19 protein-coding genes and 1 tRNA gene are annotated in these 20,719 nt (G+C 66.2%); 7 read left to right on the forward strand and 13 right to left on the reverse strand.

Translation table 11 applies throughout. From position 1 onward, the window contains the following. Positions 1 to 125: 125 nt before the first annotated feature. Positions 126 to 1,364: an aspartate kinase gene (locus OA56_RS10770; RefSeq protein WP_055423705.1), complete on the reverse strand. Its 1,239-nt coding sequence runs from the start codon at positions 1,362 to 1,364 to the stop codon at positions 126 to 128. Between the two features lie 246 nt (positions 1,365 to 1,610). On the opposite strand from OA56_RS10770, the gene OA56_RS10775 reads away from it, so the two are divergent. From OA56_RS10775 to OA56_RS10785, 3 genes are all read left to right on the forward strand, one after another. After that, positions 1,611 to 1,949 (forward strand): helix-turn-helix domain-containing protein, encoded by a 339-nt coding sequence (locus tag OA56_RS10775; protein WP_055423704.1) that lies wholly within the window; start codon positions 1,611 to 1,613, stop codon positions 1,947 to 1,949. A 94-nt stretch (positions 1,950 to 2,043) separates the two neighbouring features. Beyond that, positions 2,044 to 2,487 carry a 6-carboxytetrahydropterin synthase QueD gene (gene queD / locus OA56_RS10780; RefSeq protein WP_055423703.1) on the forward strand — a complete coding sequence of 148 codons (444 nt, stop codon included), beginning with the start codon at positions 2,044 to 2,046 and terminating at the stop codon, positions 2,485 to 2,487. Between the two features lie 63 nt (positions 2,488 to 2,550). Beyond that, positions 2,551 to 3,516 carry an HDOD domain-containing protein gene (locus tag OA56_RS10785; RefSeq protein WP_141055818.1) on the forward strand — a complete coding sequence of 322 codons (966 nt, stop codon included), beginning with the start codon at positions 2,551 to 2,553 and terminating at the stop codon, positions 3,514 to 3,516. Between the two features lie 4 nt (positions 3,517 to 3,520). On the opposite strand, the gene OA56_RS10790 is transcribed toward OA56_RS10785, so the two are convergent. The 8 genes from OA56_RS10790 to OA56_RS10825 all read right to left on the reverse strand — a co-directional run bounded on the left by OA56_RS10790 (position 3,521) and on the right by OA56_RS10825 (position 11,904). Continuing rightward, positions 3,521 to 5,440 carry an ATP-binding cassette domain-containing protein gene (locus OA56_RS10790; protein ID WP_461585255.1) on the reverse strand — a complete coding sequence of 640 codons (1,920 nt, stop codon included), beginning with the start codon at positions 5,438 to 5,440 and terminating at the stop codon, positions 3,521 to 3,523. Positions 5,441 to 5,461: 21 nt separating this feature from the next. Further along, positions 5,462 to 5,533: transfer RNA gene (locus OA56_RS10795), tRNA-Arg, on the reverse strand. Positions 5,534 to 5,544: 11 nt separating this feature from the next. Then, a complete protein-coding gene (rimO, locus tag OA56_RS10800) occupies positions 5,545 to 6,873 on the reverse strand; it encodes a 30S ribosomal protein S12 methylthiotransferase RimO (protein WP_141055812.1) in 1,329 nt (442 codons plus the stop codon). Continuing rightward, positions 6,863 to 7,462 carry a polyhydroxyalkanoate synthesis repressor PhaR gene (gene phaR / locus OA56_RS10805; RefSeq protein ID WP_141055809.1) on the reverse strand — a complete coding sequence of 200 codons (600 nt, stop codon included), beginning with the start codon at positions 7,460 to 7,462 and terminating at the stop codon, positions 6,863 to 6,865. Before phaR ends, rimO begins: the two co-directional genes overlap by 11 nt. Before the next feature lie 167 nt (positions 7,463 to 7,629). Beyond that, positions 7,630 to 8,373 carry an acetoacetyl-CoA reductase gene (gene phbB, locus OA56_RS10810; protein ID WP_461585258.1) on the reverse strand — a complete coding sequence of 248 codons (744 nt, stop codon included), beginning with the start codon at positions 8,371 to 8,373 and terminating at the stop codon, positions 7,630 to 7,632. A 48-nt stretch (positions 8,374 to 8,421) separates the two neighbouring features. Continuing rightward, on the reverse strand, positions 8,422 to 10,125 hold the full coding sequence (locus tag OA56_RS10815) for a PHA/PHB synthase family protein (RefSeq protein WP_461585260.1): 1,704 nt from the start codon (positions 10,123 to 10,125) through the stop codon (positions 8,422 to 8,424). A gap of 19 nt (positions 10,126 to 10,144) precedes the next feature. Continuing rightward, positions 10,145 to 10,933: a peptidoglycan editing factor PgeF gene (pgeF, locus tag OA56_RS10820; protein ID WP_055423696.1), complete on the reverse strand. Its 789-nt coding sequence runs from the start codon at positions 10,931 to 10,933 to the stop codon at positions 10,145 to 10,147. After that, the gene (locus OA56_RS10825) at positions 10,930 to 11,904 is read right to left on the reverse strand and encodes an RluA family pseudouridine synthase (protein ID WP_461585315.1); all 975 of its coding nucleotides are present in this window, start codon (positions 11,902 to 11,904) and stop codon (positions 10,930 to 10,932) included. Before OA56_RS10825 ends, pgeF begins: the two co-directional genes overlap by 4 nt. On the opposite strand from OA56_RS10825, the gene OA56_RS10830 reads away from it, so the two are divergent. The 4 genes from OA56_RS10830 to OA56_RS10845 all read left to right on the forward strand — a co-directional run bounded on the left by OA56_RS10830 (position 11,903) and on the right by OA56_RS10845 (position 15,387). After that, entirely contained in the window at positions 11,903 to 12,724 is an 822-nt protein-coding gene (locus OA56_RS10830) for an outer membrane protein assembly factor BamD (RefSeq protein ID WP_461585262.1), read from the forward strand. The two genes, OA56_RS10825 and OA56_RS10830, sit on opposite strands and share 2 nt — an antisense overlap. Positions 12,725 to 12,842: 118 nt before the next feature. Next, positions 12,843 to 13,763, forward strand: a complete 921-nt coding sequence (locus tag OA56_RS10835) for a branched-chain amino acid transaminase (RefSeq protein WP_055423693.1) — start codon at positions 12,843 to 12,845, stop codon at positions 13,761 to 13,763. A gap of 11 nt (positions 13,764 to 13,774) precedes the next feature. Continuing rightward, positions 13,775 to 13,990, forward strand: a complete 216-nt coding sequence (locus OA56_RS10840; RefSeq protein ID WP_055423692.1) for a zinc-finger domain-containing protein — start codon at positions 13,775 to 13,777, stop codon at positions 13,988 to 13,990. 20 nt (positions 13,991 to 14,010) lie between these two features. Next, positions 14,011 to 15,387: a phosphomannomutase/phosphoglucomutase gene (locus OA56_RS10845; RefSeq protein ID WP_055423691.1), complete on the forward strand. Its 1,377-nt coding sequence runs from the start codon at positions 14,011 to 14,013 to the stop codon at positions 15,385 to 15,387. Positions 15,388 to 15,390: 3 nt separating this feature from the next. Here OA56_RS10845 and OA56_RS10850 read toward each other — a convergent pair whose 3' ends face one another. The 4 genes from OA56_RS10850 to OA56_RS10865 all read right to left on the reverse strand — a co-directional run bounded on the left by OA56_RS10850 (position 15,391) and on the right by OA56_RS10865 (position 20,707). Continuing rightward, complete coding sequence (locus OA56_RS10850; protein ID WP_055423690.1) at positions 15,391 to 15,645, reverse strand: hypothetical protein; 255 nt, start codon at positions 15,643 to 15,645, stop codon at positions 15,391 to 15,393. Then, entirely contained in the window at positions 15,642 to 15,944 is a 303-nt protein-coding gene (locus tag OA56_RS10855) for a DUF4258 domain-containing protein (protein WP_055423689.1), read from the reverse strand. Before OA56_RS10855 ends, OA56_RS10850 begins: the two co-directional genes overlap by 4 nt. A 72-nt stretch (positions 15,945 to 16,016) precedes the next feature. Continuing rightward, positions 16,017 to 18,644, reverse strand: coding sequence for an alanine--tRNA ligase (alaS, locus tag OA56_RS10860; RefSeq protein WP_461585266.1), 2,628 nt, complete (start codon positions 18,642 to 18,644; stop codon positions 16,017 to 16,019). 65 nt (positions 18,645 to 18,709) lie between these two features. After that, entirely contained in the window at positions 18,710 to 20,707 is a 1,998-nt protein-coding gene (locus OA56_RS10865; RefSeq protein ID WP_461585268.1) for a sodium:solute symporter family protein, read from the reverse strand. Positions 20,708 to 20,719 lie beyond the last annotated feature (12 nt).

A 20,719-nucleotide genomic window follows, 5' to 3' on the forward strand; every position in this document is an offset into this window, starting at 1 on the left:
GAACACGGACCCTCGTCGCTTGCGGGCGTGTGGAATGGCCTGCCGCGTACGGCAGGCCCGGCATTATAACGAAGGCAAGAGCGTCCGTCAAAAAAGGCGGGACGGCGCAATCCCCGGCTCGGGCGTCAAGCGACGTCCGGCTCGGGCTGATCGAGTCCGAAAGCCTTGTGCAGCGCGCGCACGGCGAGCTCGAGGTACTTCTCGTCGATCAGCACCGAAATCTTGATCTCGGAGGTGGAGATCATCTGGATGTTGATCCCCTCTTCGGCAAGCGTGCGGAACATCTTGGCCGCCACGCCGGGGTGCGAACGCATCCCGACGCCCACCAGCGAGACCTTGCACACCGACTTGTCGCCGATCACCTGACGCGCCCCGAGATCGTTCTTCACCCGCTCGAGGATCTCCATCACTTTCTTGAGGTCGTTCTTCGCCACGGTGAAGCTGAAGTCGGTGGTGCCGTCATGGCCGACGTTTTGCACGATCATGTCGACGTCGATGTTCGCATCGGCCACCGGCCCCAGGATCTGGTAGGCGACTCCCGGCTTGTCGGGCACGCCGAGCAACGTCACCTTGGCCTCGTCGCGCTGAAAGGCGATGCCGGAAATGATGGGCTGTTCCATGTTCTTTTCTTCCTCGACCGTGATCAACGTCCCTTCTCCCTCTTCTTCGAAACTGGAAAGCACCCGCAGCTTGACCTTGTACTTGCCGGCGAATTCCACCGAGCGGATCTGCAGCACCTTGGAGCCGAGGCTGGCCATCTCGAGCATTTCTTCGAAGGTGATCTGCGACAAGCGCCGCGCCTCGGGCACGATGCGCGGGTCGGTCGTGTAGACGCCGTCGACGTCGGTGTAGATCTGGCACTCGTCGGCCTGCAACGCCGCCGCCAGTGCCACGGCGGTGGTATCGGAGCCGCCGCGCCCGAGCGTGGTGATGTTGCCTTCGCCATCCACCCCTTGAAAGCCGGCCACGACCACGACCTTGCCTGCGGCCAGATCGGCGAGCATGCGCTCCGGCTCGATCTCCAGGATACGCGCCTTGGTGAAGGCGCTGTCGGTATGGATGGGCACTTGCCAGCCGGTATAGCTCCTGGCCGGGATGCCGAGCGACTGCAGGGCGATCGCGGTGAGTCCGATCGTCACCTGCTCGCCAGTGGCGAGCACGACGTCCACCTCGCGCGGATCGGGTGCGTCGGACAACGCCTGGGTGAGTGCCACGAGCCGGTTGGTCTCACCGCTCATGGCCGAGACCACCACCACCACCTGGTGCCCCTGCTGGCGGTATTTCGCCACGCGGCGCGCGACGTTCTGAATCCGCTCCGGCGAGCCCACGGAGGTACCGCCGTATTTCTGCACGATGAGCGCCATCTTCCCCTCGGAAACGATCTGAAACTTCGAATTTTATCAACGATCGCGTGTTCACGCCACGCGGCGAACTCCTCGCATTTCCGCCGCGGCACTTTCGAGACGATGATAAAGAGCGATACAAAAAATTCGTATTCGCTATCGAAAAATGGTTGTCTTACAATTTGCCTCGTTATATGATTATGCCTCGCTCAGGCACGACATGAGCGAGGCATGATCTCCTATCCACGAGTAATGGAGCCAATCTCGATGAAAAACCTTACCGGCGGCGACATCCGCGAACTGCGCAAGAAACTGGGCCTCAACCAGTCCCAGTTCTGGTCCAAACTCGGCGTCACCCAGAGCGGGGGCTCCCGCTACGAGAGCGGGCGCAACATCCCTCGCCCCGTGCAGGCGCTGCTGCGCCTCGTCCACGTCGAGCAGATCGACGTGAACAAGATCAAGCGGGAAGACTGGGAAGTCGCGCAATATCTCAAGGCAACCGATGCCGAGCGCTTCAAGGAACTCAAGAAAGAAGCGCGCGCCTGGCTGAAAAACCAGGGAAAGACGTCCGCCCCCGTCGAAGAAGGGGAAACGGTGGAAGACTGAGCCTCCTGGCTCGGCCGCGATCGACGGGATCACGGCGACCGCCGCGACCTTGCACCCTGCAGGCCGCGGCGGTTTTTTCCGCTAGAATCCTCCCATGCAGATCACCCGACGCTTCGAATTCGACGCCGGGCACCGCATTCCCAACCATGAAAGCCGGTGTCGCCACCTGCACGGCCATCGCTATGCACTCGAGGTGACGCTCATCGGTGAGCCGGTCCCAGAGGCCGGACGCAGCGACGAGGGAATGGTGCTCGACTTCTCCGCCCTCAAGGCCCTCGTCCACGAAACCGTGGTCGATCCTTGGGATCACGCCTTCCTCGTGCATCGCGACGACGCCTTGGTGCGCTCGCTCCTCGAGCGCATCCCGGACCATCGAACGGTCGTGCTCGACGCCGTTCCCACCGCCGAAAACCTCGCGCGCATCGCCTATGAGCTCCTGTCCGAGCGCTTGCACCTCGCCCATGGCGATCGGCTGCGACTGCGCCGGGTGCGCCTCTACGAGACGCCCAACTGTTGGGCGGATTACCCCGACGACTGAGCGCCTCTTGGCAAAACCCCGGCCGCTGGGGATAATCGCGGCGTCCCCGGCCGGAGAAAGGCGATGGAACGACTCGAACACCCGCTACCGGATGCGGCCGCCTGGATCCGGTTCTTCGCCGAGCGCGCCGACAAGGTCCCCATCCTCAGGCATACCAAGCGCCGCCTCGAGGAACTGCGCCCGGCGGCGGAAACGCTCAATGCCCACGTCCTCTCGCAGGTGGTGCTGCAGGATCCACTCCTCACGCTGCGGCTGATGGTGACGCTGCAAAAGCGCCGCCCGCCCGACCTGCGCACGCGCGAGCTCACCACCATCGACCGCATCCTCCTCATGCTGGGCATTCGCGCCTTTTATGCCGAATGCGACCGCATGGCGCTGGTGGAAGAGGAACTGGCCGATCTGCCCGACGAGCTCACCATGCTGCTGCGGCTCATCGCCCGGCTGCGGCGCGCGGCGCGTTTCGCCCGTGAATGGGCGCTGCTGCGCCGCGACATCGAAGTCTCGGAAGTGGTGGTCGCGGCGCTGTTGCACGACATCACCGAAGTCCTGATGTGGCTCTACGCGCCCCGGCTCATGTCGCTGCTCATCCGCCTGCGCCGCACCTACCCTGCCATTCCGCTCGAGCAGCTGCAGCGCAAGGTGTTCAACGCCACCGAAGTCGAGATCCGCAACGGCCTCATCGACGCGCTGGAACTACCCGAGATCCTGAAAAAGCTGCTCGACGACCACCTCCTGGAGAATCCGCGCACGCGCACGGTATGGCTCGCCACGCGGCTTGCGCGCCACCTCGCCCACGGCTGGAACGATCCGCGCATCCCGGCCGACCTCGACGCCATCCAGGAACTGGTGCACGTCAATCGCGAGATCCTGCTCAAGCAGCTCGGCGCGCCGGAAGAGGCGATGGCGCGCTTGCTCGGCCCCGCAGGCGAGACGACGCCGCCCACCCAAACGAGCGGCGAAGCGGCGGCCGCCGTTTCGGCGGATGCGTCCAAGCCCTCCGGGCCGGACGCCCCCTCCGGCGGCGAATGAGCGCTCACCCCTCGCCGGCGGCGAGCACCTCCAACTCCGACCAGCGTTCCAGGAGCGCCTCGATCTCTTCCTGCAGCGCCGCGAGCCGCGACTTCAGGCCGGCCACTTCCTGCGCCCGCTCGCTGTAGAGCCGCGGATCGGCGAGCGCCTCGGCGAGCGCCGCCTGCTCGGCCTCCAGGGCCTCGATGCGCTGCGGCAGCGCCTCCAGTTCCTGGCGTTCGCGGTACGACAACCGCCGCGGTCGGGAAGACCGAGGTTCCTCCGGCGCGGCAACCTTGGCTTTGACAGGGGCCTTGGTCGGACCCGGAGCCGCGGATACCGATGCGACCTCTCCCTTCAGCCGCAGCCAGTCGCTGTAGCCGCCGACGCACTCTTCCCAGCGCCCGTCACCGGTCGAGGCGATCACCTGCGTGACCACGTTGTCGAGGAAGCGCCGGTCATGGCTCACCAGCAGCAAAGTCCCCGAATAAGAGAGCAGGCGCTCTTCGAGGAGCTCCAGCGTGTCGAGGTCGAGGTCGTTGGTGGGCTCGTCGAGCACCAGCACATTGGCCGGCTGAGCGAAGAGGCGCGCGAGCAGCAGCCGGTTGCGCTCCCCGCCCGAGAGCGTCTTCACTGGCGAGCGTGCCCGCTGCGGCGAGAAGAGGAAGTCCTCGAGGTAGCCGACGACGTGGCGCCGCTGCCCAGCGATCTCCACCGTATCCGAACCGGGACTGACGACGTCGATCAGCCGCGCCTCGGGGTCGAGCTGGGCGCGCATCTGATCGAAATAGGCGACGTTGCGGCGCGTGCCGTGGCGCACCAGACCCGCATCGGGTTCGATCTCGCCCAGAATGAGTTTGAGCAAGGTCGTCTTGCCGGCCCCGTTGGGGCCGATGAAGCCGATGCGATCCCCGCGCAGGATGGTGGTGGAGAAGTCGCGCACCACCGTCCTCTCCCCCCAGGACTTCGTCACGCCCACGAGCTCGGCCACCAACCGCCCGCTCTGCTCGCCCGCCTCGAGCTGCAGGCGCACCCGCCCGAGCCGCTCGCGGCGCGCCTCGCGTTCCTCGCGCAAGCGCTCCAGCCGGCGCACCCGGCCCTCGTTGCGCGTGCGCCTCGCCTCCACCCCCTTGCGGATCCACGCCTCTTCCTGGGCATGGAACTTGTCGAAGCGCGCCTGCGCCTGCGCCTCGGCCGCGAGCTGCTCGGCCTTGCGCCGCTCATACTCGGCAAAGGATCCGGGAAAGCTCGCGAGCCGCCCCCGGTCGAGTTCGACGATGCGCGTGGCGACCCGATCGACCAGGGCCCGGTCGTGCGTCACCAGCACGACGCTGCCGCGAAAGGCGAGCAGCATCTGCTCCAGCCGCTCGATCGCGGCGATGTCGAGGTGGTTGGTCGGCTCGTCGAGGAGCAGCACTTCCGGCTCGGCCACCAGGGCGCGGGCGAGCGCCACGCGTTTCACCCCGCCGCCCGAGAGCGATGCGATGCGCGCCTCGGCCTCCAACCCCAGCGCCGCGAGCGCGGCGTCGATGCGGTGCTGCCACTGCCAGCCGCCTTCCCGCTCCAGCGCCTGCTGGACGGCGTCGAGTTCGGCAAGGAGCGCCGGCTCGGGAGTGGCCGCCACGTGGCGCGACAGCGCCTGAAACCGCCGCAAGAGGCCTGCCGCCTCGCCCAGCCCCTCGGTGAGCACCTCGGCCACCGTGGCCTGCGGCGGGAAGTCCGCTTCCTGCGGCACGTAGGCCAGACGCAGGCCCGGCTGGCGCCACAGGAGCCCGTCGTCGAGCGGCTGCTCGCCGGCGAGCACGCGCAGCAGGCTGGATTTGCCCGCACCGTTGCGCCCGATCAGCACCACCCGCTCACCCTCGTCGAGCTGAAAGGACGCGGCGTCGAGCAGAGGAACGTGACCAAACGCAAGATGGGCGTCGTCGAGGCGGAGCACAGGCATGACAAAAACCTTGAAAGGGAGTCCCCCCGCCAGGAATCGAACCTGGATCTAGCGCTTAGGAGGCGCTCGTTCTATCCATTGAACTACGGGGAGAGAGGGGTGATTCAGCGCGACGGCACTTCCGCATAGAGGTCGTGCACGTCGCAGTCGGTGACGAGGACTTCGGCGAATTCGCCCGGCTGCAAGTCCTCGCCGTTGGGAATGATGACGAGACCGTCGATTTCGGGCGCGTCGGCGCTCGAACGCGCGAGCGCCCCCTCTTCGTCGACCTCTTCCACCAGGACCGTGATCCGGCGCCCGATCCAGCGCTCCAGCCGCTGCGTGGAGATGTCCTCCTGCCACTGCAGCAGGCGCACGCGCCGTTCCTCGCGCACCTCCTCGGGCACGGCACCGGGAAGCGCATTGGCCGCCGCGCCCTCGACGGGGGAATAGGCGAAGGCGCCGACCCGGTCGAGCTGCGCCTCTTCGAGGAACTGCAACAGCAAGTCGAAATCCTCCTCGGTCTCACCAGGGAAGCCGGTGATGAAGGTCGAGCGGATCGTCAAGTCGGGGCAGATCTCGCGCCAGCGCCGGATGCGCTCGAGCACCCGTTCGGTGGCCGCCGGCCGCTGCATCGCCTTGAGGATGCGGGGGCTGGCGTGCTGGAACGGGACGTCGAGATAGGGCAGGATCTTGCCCTCGGCCATGAGCGGGATGAGCTCGTCCACGCTCGGATAGGGATAGACGTAGTGTAGCCGGATCCATACGCCGAGCTCACCCAGCAGACGGGCGAGCTCGGTGAGACGCTGGCGTACCGGCCGACCGTCGACGAAGCCCGTGCGGTACTTGAGGTCCACCCCGTAGGCGGCGGTGTCCTGCGACACGACCAGGATCTCCTTGACGCCGGATTCGACCAGCGCCTCGGCCTCGGCCATGATCTCGTGGATGGGGCGGCTGACGAGATCGCCGCGCAGCGACGGGATGATGCAGAAGGTACAGCGGTGGTTGCAGCCCTCGGAGATCTTCAGGTAGGCGTAGTGCGGCGGCGTGAGCCGCAGTCCCTGCGGGGGGACGAGGTCGGTGAAGGGGTCGTGCGGCTTGGGCAGATGGCGGTGCACCAGATCGAGCACCTCGGCCTCCGCATGCGGACCGGTGATCGCCAGCACCTGGGGGAATTCTTCGAGGATGCGCTGCGGCCGGGCGCCCAGGCAGCCAGTGACGATGACCTTGCCATTCTCCGCCAGCGCCTCGCCGATCGCCTGCAGCGATTCTTCCACCGCCGCGTCGATGAAGCCGCAGGTATTGACGATGACCAGATCCGCCCCTTCGTAGTCGGGGCTGAGCGCATAGCCCTCGGCCCGCAGGCGTGTAAGGATGCGTTCGGAGTCGACGGTGGCCTTGGGGCAGCCCAGGCTTACCATGCCCACGCGGGGCGCAGCAAACTCAAGTTTCATCAGGCTTGGTCGGTGAGGTCGTGCCGCCTTGGGCGGATTCGTCCGCCTGCGGCCGCAGGCCGGAGAACATGGCGCCGAAGAGCCCGCGCGTCTGGCTCTCCGCCTGCTTCTGCATCTGGGTGAGCAGCTGGCGCGATTGCTCGAGATAGGCGTTCATCATCGATTGTAGCGCCGGAGCCTGCAGCGAAAGAAACTGCGCCATCCAGTCGGTGCCGAGCGGCGCCTTGTCCCCGTAGAGCGAGCGCAGCTGCTCCTGGAACTTGTTCTGCATCTCGACGAAGGCGGCGATGCTGTTTTCCAGATAGCGCCCCATCAGGTTTTGCGACGCCTGGCCATAGAAACGGATGATCTGCGCGAGCAGCTCGGAAGAAAAGAGCGGCTGGCCGCAGGCTTCCTCTTCGAGGATGATCTGCAGCAGCACGCTGCGCGTGAGATCTTCCCCCGTCTTCGCGTCGACGATACGGAAAGGCTCGTGTGCGAGCACGAGATTCTTCACGTCGCCGATCGTGATGTAGGCGCTGCTGACGGTATCGTACAAACGGCGATTGGGGTACTTCTTGATCAGGCGGATCTGCTGCGCATCGGTCATTGCCGATCTTTCCCACAAGGAGGTCGCGACGAAACATTATACCGTAGCAAAAGGCAGAGGTTCCCCGCGGCCGAAAAATGCAGGGTCCGCAGGGTGACACCGACAAGGCATCGCCTCTGCAGACCCGGTGACCGTAGCCCCTCTTCCAAGGAGGGAGGTGCCGATCCTCAATACATGTGCTGGCCGCCGTTGATGGCGATGTTGGCCCCGGTCATGTAAGCAGCCTCATCGGAGGCGATGTAGGCCACCAGTCCGGCGATCTCTTCGGGCTTGCCCAGACGTCCCATGGGGATCTGCGGCAGGATCTTGGAGTCCAGGATCTCCTGCGGAATGGCAAGCACCATCTTGGTGCCGATGTAGCCCGGCGAGACGGTATTGACCGTGACGCCGTAGCGCGCCACTTCGAGCGCCAGCGATTTGGTGAAGCCGTGCATCCCGGCCTTGGCCGCGGCATAGTTGGTCTGGCCGAAGGCGCCTTTCTGGCCGTTGACCGAAGAGATGTTGATGATGCGGCCCCACTTGCGCTCGACCATGCCGTCGATGACCTGCTTGGTCATGTTGAAGACGCTGTCGAGGTTGGTGCGCAGCACCGCGTCCCAGTCGGCCTTGGTCATCTTGCGCAGGGTCATGTCACGGGTGATGCCGGCGTTGTTGACGAGCACGTCCACCGGGCCGACCTCCTGCACGATCTTCTCCACGCAGGCCTTGCAGGAATCGAAATCGGCCACGTCGGCCGGATAGGCGGCAAAGTCGAACCCCCTGGCTTTCATCTCGGCGAGCCACTGCGGGGCCTTGGTGTTGCCGAGCGAGTGGGTGGTCACGACGCGATAGCCCATCTGGGCGAGCTTGATGCAGATCGCCTCGCCGAGTCCTCCCATGCCTCCGGTCACCAATGCGATGCGTGTCGTCATTTCCCTTCTCCTCTTCGATGGTTGAATGGCGCCGCTGGCGGCGCCGGCTTACACAACGGGTTCGCGCACGAGCGGCAGCGCGGGTTCTTTCACGTAGCGGCCGGGGGCCGGTTCGATCGGACGGTAGCGATCGTTGCCCAGGGCGGTGCGTGCCGGCACGAGCCTGCCTTTGTGCGTTTCCAGCCAGCGGGCCCAATCCCACCACCAGCTGCCGGGCTGCTCCTGCGCCCCGGCCAGCCACGCTTCCGGCTCTTCGGGCAGGGAATCGTTGGTCCAATAGCTGCGGCGGTTCTTGCGCGCCGGGTTGATGGCCCCGGCGATGTGACCGCTCGCCCCCAGCACGAAACGGCGCGGACCGCCGAGCAGCCGCTGCGACAAGTAGGCTCCGCGCCATGGCACGATGTGGTCTTCGCGCGCCGCCATCACGTAGGCGGGCATGTCGAGGCGGGTGAGGCTCACCGGCTCGCCGAGCATCGTCAGCTTGTTGGGCACGCGCAGGTTGTTTTCGAGATACATGTTGCGCAGATAGTAGGTGACGAACGGCCCGGGCAGGTTGGTGCTGTCGCTGTTCCAGAAAAGCAGGTCGAAGGGCTTGGGGGCCTCGCCCTTGAGGTAGTTGTTCACCACGTAGTTCCAGACGAGGTCGTTGGCACGCAGCGCCGAGAAGGTGTTGGCGAGTTCCGAGCCCAGCATCAATCCGCCCTTGCCGATCGCCGCCTCGCGTGCGGTGACGCTCGCCTCGTCCACGAGGCAGCCGAGATCGCCGCTCTCGGCATAATCGAGCAGGGTCGTCATCAGCGTGAGGCTGCGCACCGGAGTCTCACCCCGGGCGCGCGCCACCGCGAGCGCACAGGAAAGCATCGTGCCGCCGACGCAGAACCCCAGCACGTTGGGGTCGGTCACGCCGGTGAGCTCGCGCACGATCTCCAACGCCCGCAGCGGCCCCAGTTCCAGGTAATCGTCCCAGCCATAGCGCGCCTCGGTGATGCCCGGATTCTTCCACGAGATCATGAACACCGTGTGACCCTGCTCCAGAGCGAAGCGCACGAGGGAATTTTCCGGCTGGAGGTCGAGGATGTAGAACTTGTTGATGTTGGGCGGAACGATGAGGAGCGGCCGCTCGCCCACCTTCTCCGTGAGCGGCGCGTACTGGATGAGCTGCATGAGGGGGTTTTCGGCGATCACCGCGCCGGGAGTGACCGCAAGGTTGCGCCCGACTTCGAAGGCGGACTCGTCGGTCATCGAGATGTGACCTTTGTGCAGGTCTTCGAGCAGGTTGGCGATGCCGCGCCGGATGCTCTCGCCCTGGGTTTCGAGCGCCTGACGGATGAATTCCGGATTGGTGGCGGCGAAGTTCGACGGAGCGAGCGCATCGACGATCTGGCGCACGAGGAAACGCGCCCGCGCCTTGGTCTTGCCGTCGGGGAAGTCGCTCTCTTCCACCCAGCGGGTGAGCATCTGCGCGTTGATCCAGTAGGCCTGGCGGAGGTAGTCGAAGATGGGACTTTCCTGCCACGCAGGCGAGGAGAAGCGCTTGTCGCCGCGCACCTGCGGCACCACCGGCTCGGCGGGCTCGCCCGGCCGACGATGCAGCAGCTGGTCCCACAGCTGGGCGTGCTGCGCCAGCCACTGCTGCTGCCACTGGCGCAGCTTGTCCGGATCACCGGCCATGAGCTGCCAGTACTGCTGCCATGCCTGCAAGGGATGCCCCGGAGGAAGCGAAACGCCGGGCGGATTGGGGAAAGACGTCATATTTTCTCCTTGGTCGAATTCATTGTGGCACGAAAGGTGCATGGCGACAATCATGCGCTGCAGCATGCGTCATGTACCCCGAGGCGCGCCAGAGGCACAAAGCGAAGCGGCCGGTACACCTCCCTTCACGGCGGTAGGAATAGAACGCCTTGTCATGAAATGTACATATACCGCCCAGACTGACTGCGGCCGCTCCCGCGGCGAGCAGCTTCGCCCGCGCAATGCCGACGAGGTCGGCGAGCCAATGCGCACCGTCGCGGCCGGGTACGAAAAACCGGGCAAGCGACGGGGTCTGGTCGAGAAAAACTCCGCGCACTTCCTCCCCCACCTCGTAGTGCGCCTGCCCGATTCCCGGGCCAATCCAGGCAACGAAGCCCTGGGGCGGAAAATGCGCCGCCACCGCTTCCAGCACCCCGCCGGCGAGCCCGCGCCAGCCGGCGTGCGCTACCGCCACTCGGGTACCGTCGCAGGCGGCAAAAGCCACGGGCAGGCAGTCGGCAGTGAGCACGGCAAGCGGCAAGTTCGGCCGGGTCGTCACCGCCGCATCGGCCTGCGGCGGCGTTCCCTCCCAGGGCTCGCGATCGGCATCGAAGACGCGCGCGCCGTGCACCTGCTCGAGCCACAACGGCATGGCGGGAAGGAGCCGCGCGAGGCGCAGGCGATTCTCCGCCACCGCCGCGGGGTCGTCGCCCACGTGCGTGGCGAGGTTGAAGGAGGCATACGGCTCACGGCTCACCCCGCCCTCGCGGTCGGTGAGGCGCAGTACTACGTTGCGCGGTGCTTCCGGCCAATGAATGCGGCGGATCATCGCTTCTCTCCCCGAAGGATTTCCAGCAGCCGGGTCATGTCCTCGGGCAGGGGCGACTCCCAACGGCATGGCTCGCCGCTTGCGGGATGCACGAGGGCAAGCCGCCGGGCGTGCAGCGCCTGACGCGAAAAACGCGCCGCCACCGCGCGCGGGGCGTAGAGTGGGTCACCCAGCAGGGGGAAACCGAGGTGAGCCAGATGCACCCGGATCTGGTGCGTGCGTCCGGTCTCGAGGCGGCATTCGACGAGCGTGGCCTCGGCGAAGGCTTCCAGCGGGCGATAGTGTGTTACCGCGGGTTTGCCCTGCGGTACGACCGCCATGCGCGTGCGCACCCGCGGATGCCGTCCGATGGGCGCTTCCACCGTTCCGGCCCGCTCCAGATGCCCCGCCACCACCGTCCAGTATTCGCGGCGCACCGTGCGCGCCTGCAGCTGACGCACCAGCGCCGTCTGCGCTTCCAGGGTGCGCGCCACCACCATGAGGCCGCTCGTGTCCTTGTCGAGCCGGTGGACGATGCCGGCCCGCGGCAGCGCCGCCAGGCCGGCATCGAGCGCGAGCAGCCCGTTGAGCAAGGTCCCCTCCAAGTTTCCCGCGCCGGGATGAACCACCAGGCCGGCCGGCTTGTCAATGACGAAAATCGATTCATCGGCATAGAGGAGAGACAATGACATCGCCTGTGCCCGCGGGACTTCTCCCAATGCGAATGGCGGCGGCGCGAGCACCAGCCGCTCTCCGCCCAGCAGCCGGCGCCGCACCGAGCCGGCGGGCAGCCCGTCTACGCGCAGGAAGCCTTGCTCGATCCACTGCTGCAGGCGTGAGCGGGAATGCTCCGGCCACAGCGCCGCGGCGACGCGGTCGAGCCGCTCGCCCGCGAGCGCGACCGGCACGAGGCGTGCCTCTTCTTCGGCCGTGATCGCCTCTTCGTCGTCGCCATCCCATTCCGCCTTATAATCGGTCACCGAGTCACTCATGCCCAGATCGTCATCCGCCATGATCCTGCGTTCGCTCACCGCGCTCTTCCTCGCCCTTTCGCTCACGCTCGCCGGCTGCAGCCTCATCCCCGAAAAAGAGGACGAGACCCGCGGCTGGAACGCGCAAAAACTCTATTCCGAAGCCAAGGATGCCCTGAACGAAGGAAATTATCAACGGGCCGTCGAACTCTACGAAAAGCTCGAAGCGCGCTATCCCTTCGGGCGCTACGCCCAGCAGGCGCAGATCGAAACGGCCTATGCCCACTACAAGGCGGGCGAGCCTGAAGAGGCGATCGCCGCCGCCGATCGCTTCATCCGGCTGCACCCCAACCACCCCAACGTCGATTACATGTACTACCTCAAGGGCTTGGCGACCTTCAACGAAGACCTCGGCCTGCTCGGCTCCATCTCCAACCAGGATCTCTCCGAGCGCGACCCCAAAGGCATGCGCGAATCCTACGAGACGTTCCGCGAGCTCATCGAGCGTTTCCCCGACAGCAAGTACGCCGAGGATGCGCGCCAGCGCATGATCTACCTCACCAACGCCATGGCGCGCTACGAAGTCCATGTGGCCGACTACTACCTGCGCCGTGGAGCGTATCTGGCCGCCGCCAACCGGGCGAAAGCCGTGCTCGAGCAGTTCCCCGATTCCCCGGCGCAAGAAGACGCGCTGTGGATCCTCATGCAGGCTTACGACAAGCTCGGCCTGCAGGATCTGCGCGCCGACGCCGAGCGCGTGCTGCGCCACAACTTCCCCCAGTCGGCCTACTTCAAGGGCGGAAAGAAAGGCCCGGACAAACCCTGGTGGCAACTGTGGTGAGCGCGCGGCGCAGCGGTTTTCTCCGAAGTCGCGGCGGGTCCTGATCCCTCGGCGCTTTGCGCTACAATCTGCGGTTACACGGCGCAAACGCCGAGCCCATCCACCCGAGGAGAACCCCATGTCGATGTCCGACCGCGACGGCTTCATCTGGTACGACGGCAAGCTCGTGCCCTGGCGTGAAGCCACCACCCACGTGCTCACCCATTCGCTGCACTATGGCCTGGCCGTGTTCGAAGGCTTGCGCGCCTACGCCACCGAGCGTGGCACGGCGATCTTCCGCCTGCGCGAGCACACCCAAAGGCTCCTCAATTCGGCCAAGATCTACATGATGCCGATTCCCTGGCCGCTCGAGGAGCTCATGGAAGCGCAGAAAGAGGTGGTGCGCGCGAACAACCTCGAATCCTGCTACATCCGCCCCATCGCCTTCTACGGCTCGGAGAAGATGGGCGTCTCGCCCAAGGGCGCCAAAGTGCACGTGGCCATCGCCGCCTGGCCTTGGGGCGCCTATCTGGGCGAAGACGGCCTGGAGCGCGGCATCCGCATCAAGACCGCTTCCTTCCAGCGCCAGCACGTCAACGTGACCATGCCGCGCGCCAAGCTCTCCAGTACCTACGCCAACTCCATCCTCGCCAACATGGAAGCCACCAGTCAGGGCTACGACGAAGCGCTGCTGCTCGACACCCAGGGGTTCGTGGCCGAAGGCGCCGGGGAAAACCTCTTCGTGGTCAAGGATGGGGTGTTGTATGAGCCCGAAATCGCCGCGGCGCTCACGGGCATCACTCGCGACACGGTGATCCGCATCGCCGAGGAACTCGGCATCCCCTTCGTGTCGCGCCGGCTCACGCGCGACGATATCTACATCGCCGACGAAGCCTTCTTCAGCGGCACCGCCGCCGAGATCACGCCGATCCGCGAGCTCGACGACCGCGTCATCGGCGAGGGCAAGCGCGGCCCCGTCACCGCTCGCATCCAGCAGCGTTTCTTCGACATCGTCGCCGGCCGCGCGCCCGAGTACGACCACTGGCTCGCCTACCTGTAAGGAGCGCATCCATGAGTGTCCCCAATCCGCTCGAGACCGTGCGCAAGGAACACGAGATCGCTGTGCGCGCCGAAGATCTGCCGCTGCACTGCCCCCTTCCCGGCGAACCGGTCAATCTGCTGCATCCGCGCGTCTTCCTCGACCCCACGGCCGAAGGCGAAGCCGTCTGCCCCTATTGCAGCCGGCGCTTCCGCTTCGAAGGCCCCCTGCCCAAACACCACCACTGACCCCCGTGCGAGCCCCTGCGATGACGCTTCCCGACGCCAGCATCTTCAAAGCTTACGACATCCGCGGTATCGTCGACGAGACCCTCACCGAAGACGCCTCCCGTGCCATCGGCCGGGCGATCGGCAGCGAAGCGCGCCGGCGTGGCGTGGAGGCGATCGTGGTCGGGCGCGACGGGCGCCTGTCGGGCCCACGGCTTGCCGCGGCGCTCGCCGAAGGGATCATGGCTGCGGGGGTGGACGTCATCGATATCGGCGCAGTCCCCACGCCGGTCACCTACTTCGCCGCCGAGCATCTCGGCACGCGCTCCTGCGTCTCGGTCACCGGCAGCCACAATCCGCCGCAGTACAACGGCTTCAAGATGGTGCTCGCCGGCGAGACCCTCTTTGGGCCGCTCATCCAGGATCTGCGCCGGCGTCTGGCCGAAGGCGACCTGGAAAGCGGCGCGGGGCAGCTGCGCCGGGCCGACGTGCGCGAAGCCTACTTCACGCGCATCACCTCCGACGTCAAGCTCTCCCGCCCCATGAAGGTCGCGGTCGACTGCGGCAACGGCGTAGCCGGGGCCTTCGCCCCGGAGCTCATCGAACGGCTCGGCTGCCGGGTCGACGCGCTCTTTTGCGAAGTCGACGGCACGTTTCCCAACCACCATCCCGATCCGTCCAAACCCGAGAACCTGCGGGATCTCATCGCGCGCGTGGCCGCCAGCGACGCCGAGCTGGGACTCGCCTTCGACGGCGACGGCGACCGACTGGGCGTGGTCACCAAAAGCGGCAAGATCATCTTCCCCGACCGGCAGATGATGCTCTTTGCCGCCGACGTGCTCTCGCGCCATCCTGGCGCCCAGATCCTTTTCGACGTCAAATGCTCGCGCAAGCTCGCCGAGGTCATCCGCGCGCACGGCGGCGTGCCGCTCATGTGGAAGACCGGGCATGCGCTTATCAAGGCGAAACTGCGCGAGACGGGGGCGCCGCTCGCCGGCGAGATGAGCGGGCACATCTTCTTCAAGGATCGCTGGTACGGTTTCGACGACGGCCTCTATGCCGCCGCGCGCCTGCTGGAAATCCTCTCGCGGCACGAAAATCCGAGCGCCGTGCTCGAGGCGCTGCCCGACAGCATCGCCACGCCCGAGCTCAATGTCAAAATGAAAGAAGGTGAGCCGTTTGCCCTCATCGAACGGCTGCAAGGCTACAGCGGTTTCACCGGTGCGCGTGAGATCATTACCATCGACGGCGTGCGCGTCGAATACCCCGACGGCTTCGGCCTCGCGCGCGCCTCCAACACCACCCCGGTGGTGGTGCTGCGCTTCGAGGCCGACACGCCCGAAGCGCTCGCGCGCATCCAGGAAGACTTCCGCCGCGCCCTCACGAGCGTGTGGCCGGGGGTGGAACTGCCGTTTTGAGACTCAATCCTCGACATAGCGATGGATGATCTGAGCGGCTAGTGCCTCGTAGGGGATGCCCACCTCCTGCGCTTTCTGACGCAGACGCAGCATATCGCGTTCAGAGAGACGCAGGCGGATCAATCGTTCCCGACCAACCATTTCTCTCGCATAACTTTGATGGCGGGACTTGAGCTGATCCGCCTGTGGCGTCCGCTTGAGCGCCCCCGCATCGAAGGCTTCGAGGATTTCCCGTTCTTCCGGATCCAACCCATTCATGCCTTTCGCTCCAGATAGGTTTTGGTCGCCTTACGGCTCGGGATGATCGTCTTCAAAAAAATCTCGTCTTCGGACTCTACGAAAGGGACGAGATAGGCATACCCATCGATGTCGACGACGTGGATTTTCTGATCAGGATAGCGGTCCTGATTGGGATGATCGAACGTATCGAGAATGGCACCGTTCGCCATGGCGTAGACCACGTCTTGAAAAGAAACATTCCGCTCTCGACGCAATTTTTCGTTCTTTTCCGCATTCCACGAGATGCGCCCGACTTTGGTGAGTGCTTTATGCCCCATCACGCCACTCCTTTGGCGGGCAAAACGCCCCGACACGATGAGGCATGCAGCGCTCCACCGGGCTCGTCACGCTCAGTGTTTCAGCCGCTCCAGCGCCCACGCCTTGCCCTGCGCGAGCGCCTCGTCGAGCTTGGCGGCATCGCCGCCGCCCGCTTGGGCGAGTTCAGGGCGACCGCCGCCGCGCGCGCCCATTGCCTCGGCCGCGACCTTGACCCAGTCGCCGGCCTTGAGGCGGGACGTCACTTCCTTGCTCACCGCAGCGAGCACCACGGCCTTACCCTCGATCACGGCCCCGAGCAGCACCGCGGCCTTGGGCAGGCGGGAACGCAGCGCGTCGGCGAGTTCGCGCAGCGTCTCGGGCGAGTCGGCCTCCACCCGGCGCACCAGCAGTTTCGCCTCGCCCGCGGTCTCGGCCGCGGCGGCAAGCGCCACTGCCTCGGCCTGGGCGAGCCGCTGCACGAGCCGCGCCCGCTCGCGCCCGGCTTCCTTGACCTGCTCGAGCAACGCTTCCACGCGCGTCGGCACCTCCTCGCGCGCCACCTTGAGCGCCTGGGCGAGCCGCCCCAGGCTGCGATCCATGCCTTGCACCCAGCGCAGCGCCACTTCGCCCGCCACCGCCTCGATGCGGCGCACGCCGGCGGCGATCGCGCTCTCGGCCACGATCTTCACTAGGCCGATGTCGCCGGTGCGCGTCACGTGCGTGCCGCCGCACAGCTCCTTCGAGCTGCCGATGGTGAGCACCCGGACCGTCTCGCCGTATTTTTCGCCGAAGAGCATCACCGCCCCGCTCGCCTTGGCCGCTTCGAGCGGCATCACCTCGGCGCGCGTGGGAACGTTGGCGAGCACCTCGCGATTGACGAGCCATTCGATGCGCTCGATCTCTTCCTGGCTGAGCGGCTGAGGGTGCGCGAAGTCGAAGCGCAGGCGATCGGCATCGACGAGTGAGCCTTTCTGCTCCACGTGCGGCCCCAACACTTCGCGCAAAGCCTTGTGCAAGAGGTGCGTGGCGGAATGGTGCCGCGCGGTGGCGGCGCGGGCCTCGGCATCGACCCGGGCGCGCACGCGCTGCCCCAGCGCGAGCCGCCCCGTGCGCACCACGCCGTAATGGCCGAACACCTCGGCCTGGATCTTCTGCGTATCCTCGACGGCGAAGATCCCCTCCGGAGCGCGCAGCTCGCCGCGATCGCCCGCCTGGCCGCCGGATTCGGCGTAGAACGGCGTGCGATCGAGCACCACCACGCCCTCCTCGCCCTCGGCGAGTTCCTCGACCGGCGCGCCGTCGCGATAGAGCGCCACGATCTCCCCCTCGTCTTCCAAGGTCTCGTAGCCCTCGAAGCGCGTCGTCGGCCCTTCGTATTCGAGCACCGCCTGCATCTTGAATTTGCCTGCGGCGCGCGCCATGGCCTTTTGCCGCGCCATGGCCGCGTCGAACCCCGCCACGTCTACGGTGAAGCCGCGCTCGCGCAGCACGTCGGCGGTCAGATCCAGCGGAAAACCGTAGGTGTCGTGCAGCTTGAAGGCGATCTCGCCGTCGAGCCCGCTCTGGCCGTTGGCCTGCATCTGCGCGATCACGGCTTCCAGCAGCGACATGCCGTGCTCGATGGTGCCGAAAAAGCGTTCCTCCTCCTGCTTCAGCGTCGACTCGATCACTGCCTGGCGCGCCACGAGCTCGGGATAGGCCTCGCCCATCTCGGCCACCAGCGCCGGGACCAGTCGATAGAAGAAAGGCGCGCGCACGCCGAGCTTCCAGCCGTGGCGGATGGCGCGGCGGATGATGCGGCGCAGCACGTAGCCTCGCCCCTCGTTGCCGGGAATGACCCCATCGGCGATGAGAAAAGAAGCGGCGCGGATGTGGTCGGCCAGCACCTTGAGGCTGGGCTGATCGCGGTCGGCGCAGCCGGTGAGTTCCATGGCTGCGGTGATGAGCCGCTGGAAGAGGTCGATCTCGTAGTTCGAATGCACGCCCTGCAGCACTGCGGCGATGCGCTCCAGCCCCATGCCGGTGTCGACGCTGGGCTTGGGCAGGGGATGCATCTCGCCCTGCTCGTCGCGGTTGTACTGCATGAACACGAGGTTCCAGATCTCGATGTAGCGATCCCCGTCCTCGTCGGGCGATCCGGGCGGGCCGCCGGGCACTTCGGGGCCGTGATCGTAGAAGATTTCGGTGCACGGTCCGCAGGGGCCGGTGTCGCCCATCATCCAGAAATTATCGGAAGCGTAGCGCGCCCCCTTGTTGTCGCCGATGCGCACGATGCGCTCGCGCGGCACACCGATCTCCTCGGCCCAGAGGCGATAGGCTTCGTCGTCTTCGGCATACACCGTCACCCACAGCCGCTCGGGCGGCAGCTTGAAGACCTCGGTGAGCAGCTCCCAAGCGTAGGCGATGGCCTCGCGCTTGAAGTAGTCGCCGAAGCTGAAGTTGCCCAGCATCTCGAAGAAAGTGTGGTGCCGCGCGGTGTAGCCGACGTTTTCCAGGTCATTGTGCTTGCCCCCGGCACGCACGCATTTCTGCGCCGTGGTGGCACGCTTGTAGGGGCGTTCTTCCAGACCGAGGAAGACGTTCTTGAACTGGTTCATGCCGGCGTTGGTGAAGAGCAGCGTCGGGTCGCCCTGGGGCACGAGCGAGCTGGAAGGCACGATCGTATGCCCCTTGCTCGCGAAGAAGTCGAGGAAGGTTTTGCGGATGTCGGATGTTTTCATGGGATGGGCGTCGAATGGGACGAAAAAGCGAACTGTTTAGTTTAGCCGAAAAGGGCGACCCCGGCTCAGGAAGGACGGCGCAGGAAATCCACCAGGGCTTGCTGCCGTGCGCTCGGCGCCGGCCCGACGAGGCTCACCACGACGTGCGCCGCCAGGCCCGCGAGTACGCCGAAAATGCCGCAAGCCACCGGCTGGATGCCGAAGAGCTGCAGGTCGACCCGCCCGCCAAACGCCTCGTGCGTCAGGAAATAATAGCCAAGGCTCGTTCCCAGCCCCAGCGCCATCGCCAGCAGCGCGCCGGCAGGAGAGGCCCGACGCCAGAAGATGCCGAGGATGAGCGTGGGAAAGAGGAGCGAGGCCGCGAGCGAAAAAGCCAGGCCCACGAGCAAGAGGATGCTGTCGAAGCGCAGCGTCGCCACCCAGGCGGAAATGATCGCCACCGCCAGCAGCAGCATCTTGCTGACCACCAGGCGCCGCTGGGTGCTCGCCTGCGGCGCGAGGTGCCGGTAATAGAGATCGTGCCCCAGCGCGTTGGAGATGGTCAGAAGCAGCCCATCGGCGGTAGAGAGCGCCGCGGCCAGGCCGCCGGCGGCGACCAATCCGACGAAGAAGGCAGGAAGCCCGCCCATCTCCGGCAGCGCCAGAACAATGCCATCGGGATTGATCGCAAGTTCGGCCAGCTGCAGCCGACCATCGCCATTGATGTCCTCGAAGGCGACGAGGCCGACGCGATACCAGGACACGAGCCAGGCCGGCAGTTCGTCGAAGGAGTGCCCAACGACGTGCTGCAGCACCTCGATCTTGGCCAGCATGGCGTAGATCGGCGCACCCAGATAGAGGAGCGCCACGAAGAAGAGCGTCCAGGCGGTGGACTTGCGCGCCTCCGACACGGTGGGCGTGGTGTAGTAGCGCATCAGGATGTGCGGCAACGCCGCCGTGCCGCACATCAGCACGAAGAGCAGGGCGAGGAAGTTGATCCGGGCATGCTGGCGCGCCGCGGGCGTGTCGCCATGCCAGGCTCGACTGAAATCGCGTGGCGGCCGGGCCTGGGCGAGCGCCGCATCGCGCAGCCGCCGCCAATGGGCGCGTGCCGCTTCCGGCGTCGTCGGCAGGAGCTGCCGCTGACGCTCCAGATGGTAGATGGTGCGCGGATCGCCGCCCTCCTGCCGCAAGCGGGCGAGCTCACGCTCGAGCGTCTCGCGCTCCTCGGCGAGCGAGTCGGGCAGAGCGTCGATCTTGTGCTGATATTGCTCGGCCCGGGCCCGGTAGAGCGCACGGGCGAGCTGCTCGTCGGGGCGGTCTCGCCGTTCGGCCACACCCTGCGCCACCGTCTGCACCATCTCGCCCATCGCCAGATGAGGCAGCGGCACGCCGTAGCGCTCCACCGAGAGCACGAGGATCGGCGCGAGGTAGGCGACGATGAGGATCAGATACTGCGACACCTGCGTCCAGGTCACCGCGCGCATGCCGCCGAGAAAGGAACACACGAGGATGCCGGCCATGCCGATGAGCACGCCGAGCCCGAAATCCACGCCGACGAAGCGGCTGGCGATGAGCCCGACGCCGTAGATCTGCGCCACCAGATAGACGAAGGAGGCGAGCACCACCGCCGCCACGCCGGCGAGCGCCACCGCGCTGCCGTAGCGCTCGTCGAGGAACTCCGGAATGGTGAAACGCCCGAACTTGCGCAGGTAAGGGCCGAGCAGGAGCCCCACCAGCACGAAGCCGCCGGTCCAGCCGGTGACGTAGGCCAGTCCCTCGAAGCCCTGATGGTAGATGATTCCCGCCAGGCCGATGAAGGAAGCCGCGCTCACCCAGTCGGCGGCGGTCGCCATGCCGTTGGCGATGCCCGGCACGCCGCGGCCGGCGACGTAGAATTCGAGCAGGTCGGAGGTCCGCGCCAACACCCCCACGCCCGCATAGAGGGCGATGGTGGCGAAGAGAAAAGTGAAGCCGATGGCGCGCGCCGACATGCCGAAGGATTCCCCCAACGCGAGCGCGGCGCAAAAGAAGGTGAAGCCGATGAAATAGAAGGAGTAGAAGCGCCCGGCCGACGGATTCATCGCCCTCCCCCG

The sequence above is a fragment of the Tepidiphilus sp. HLB4 genome (genome assembly GCF_054823945.1).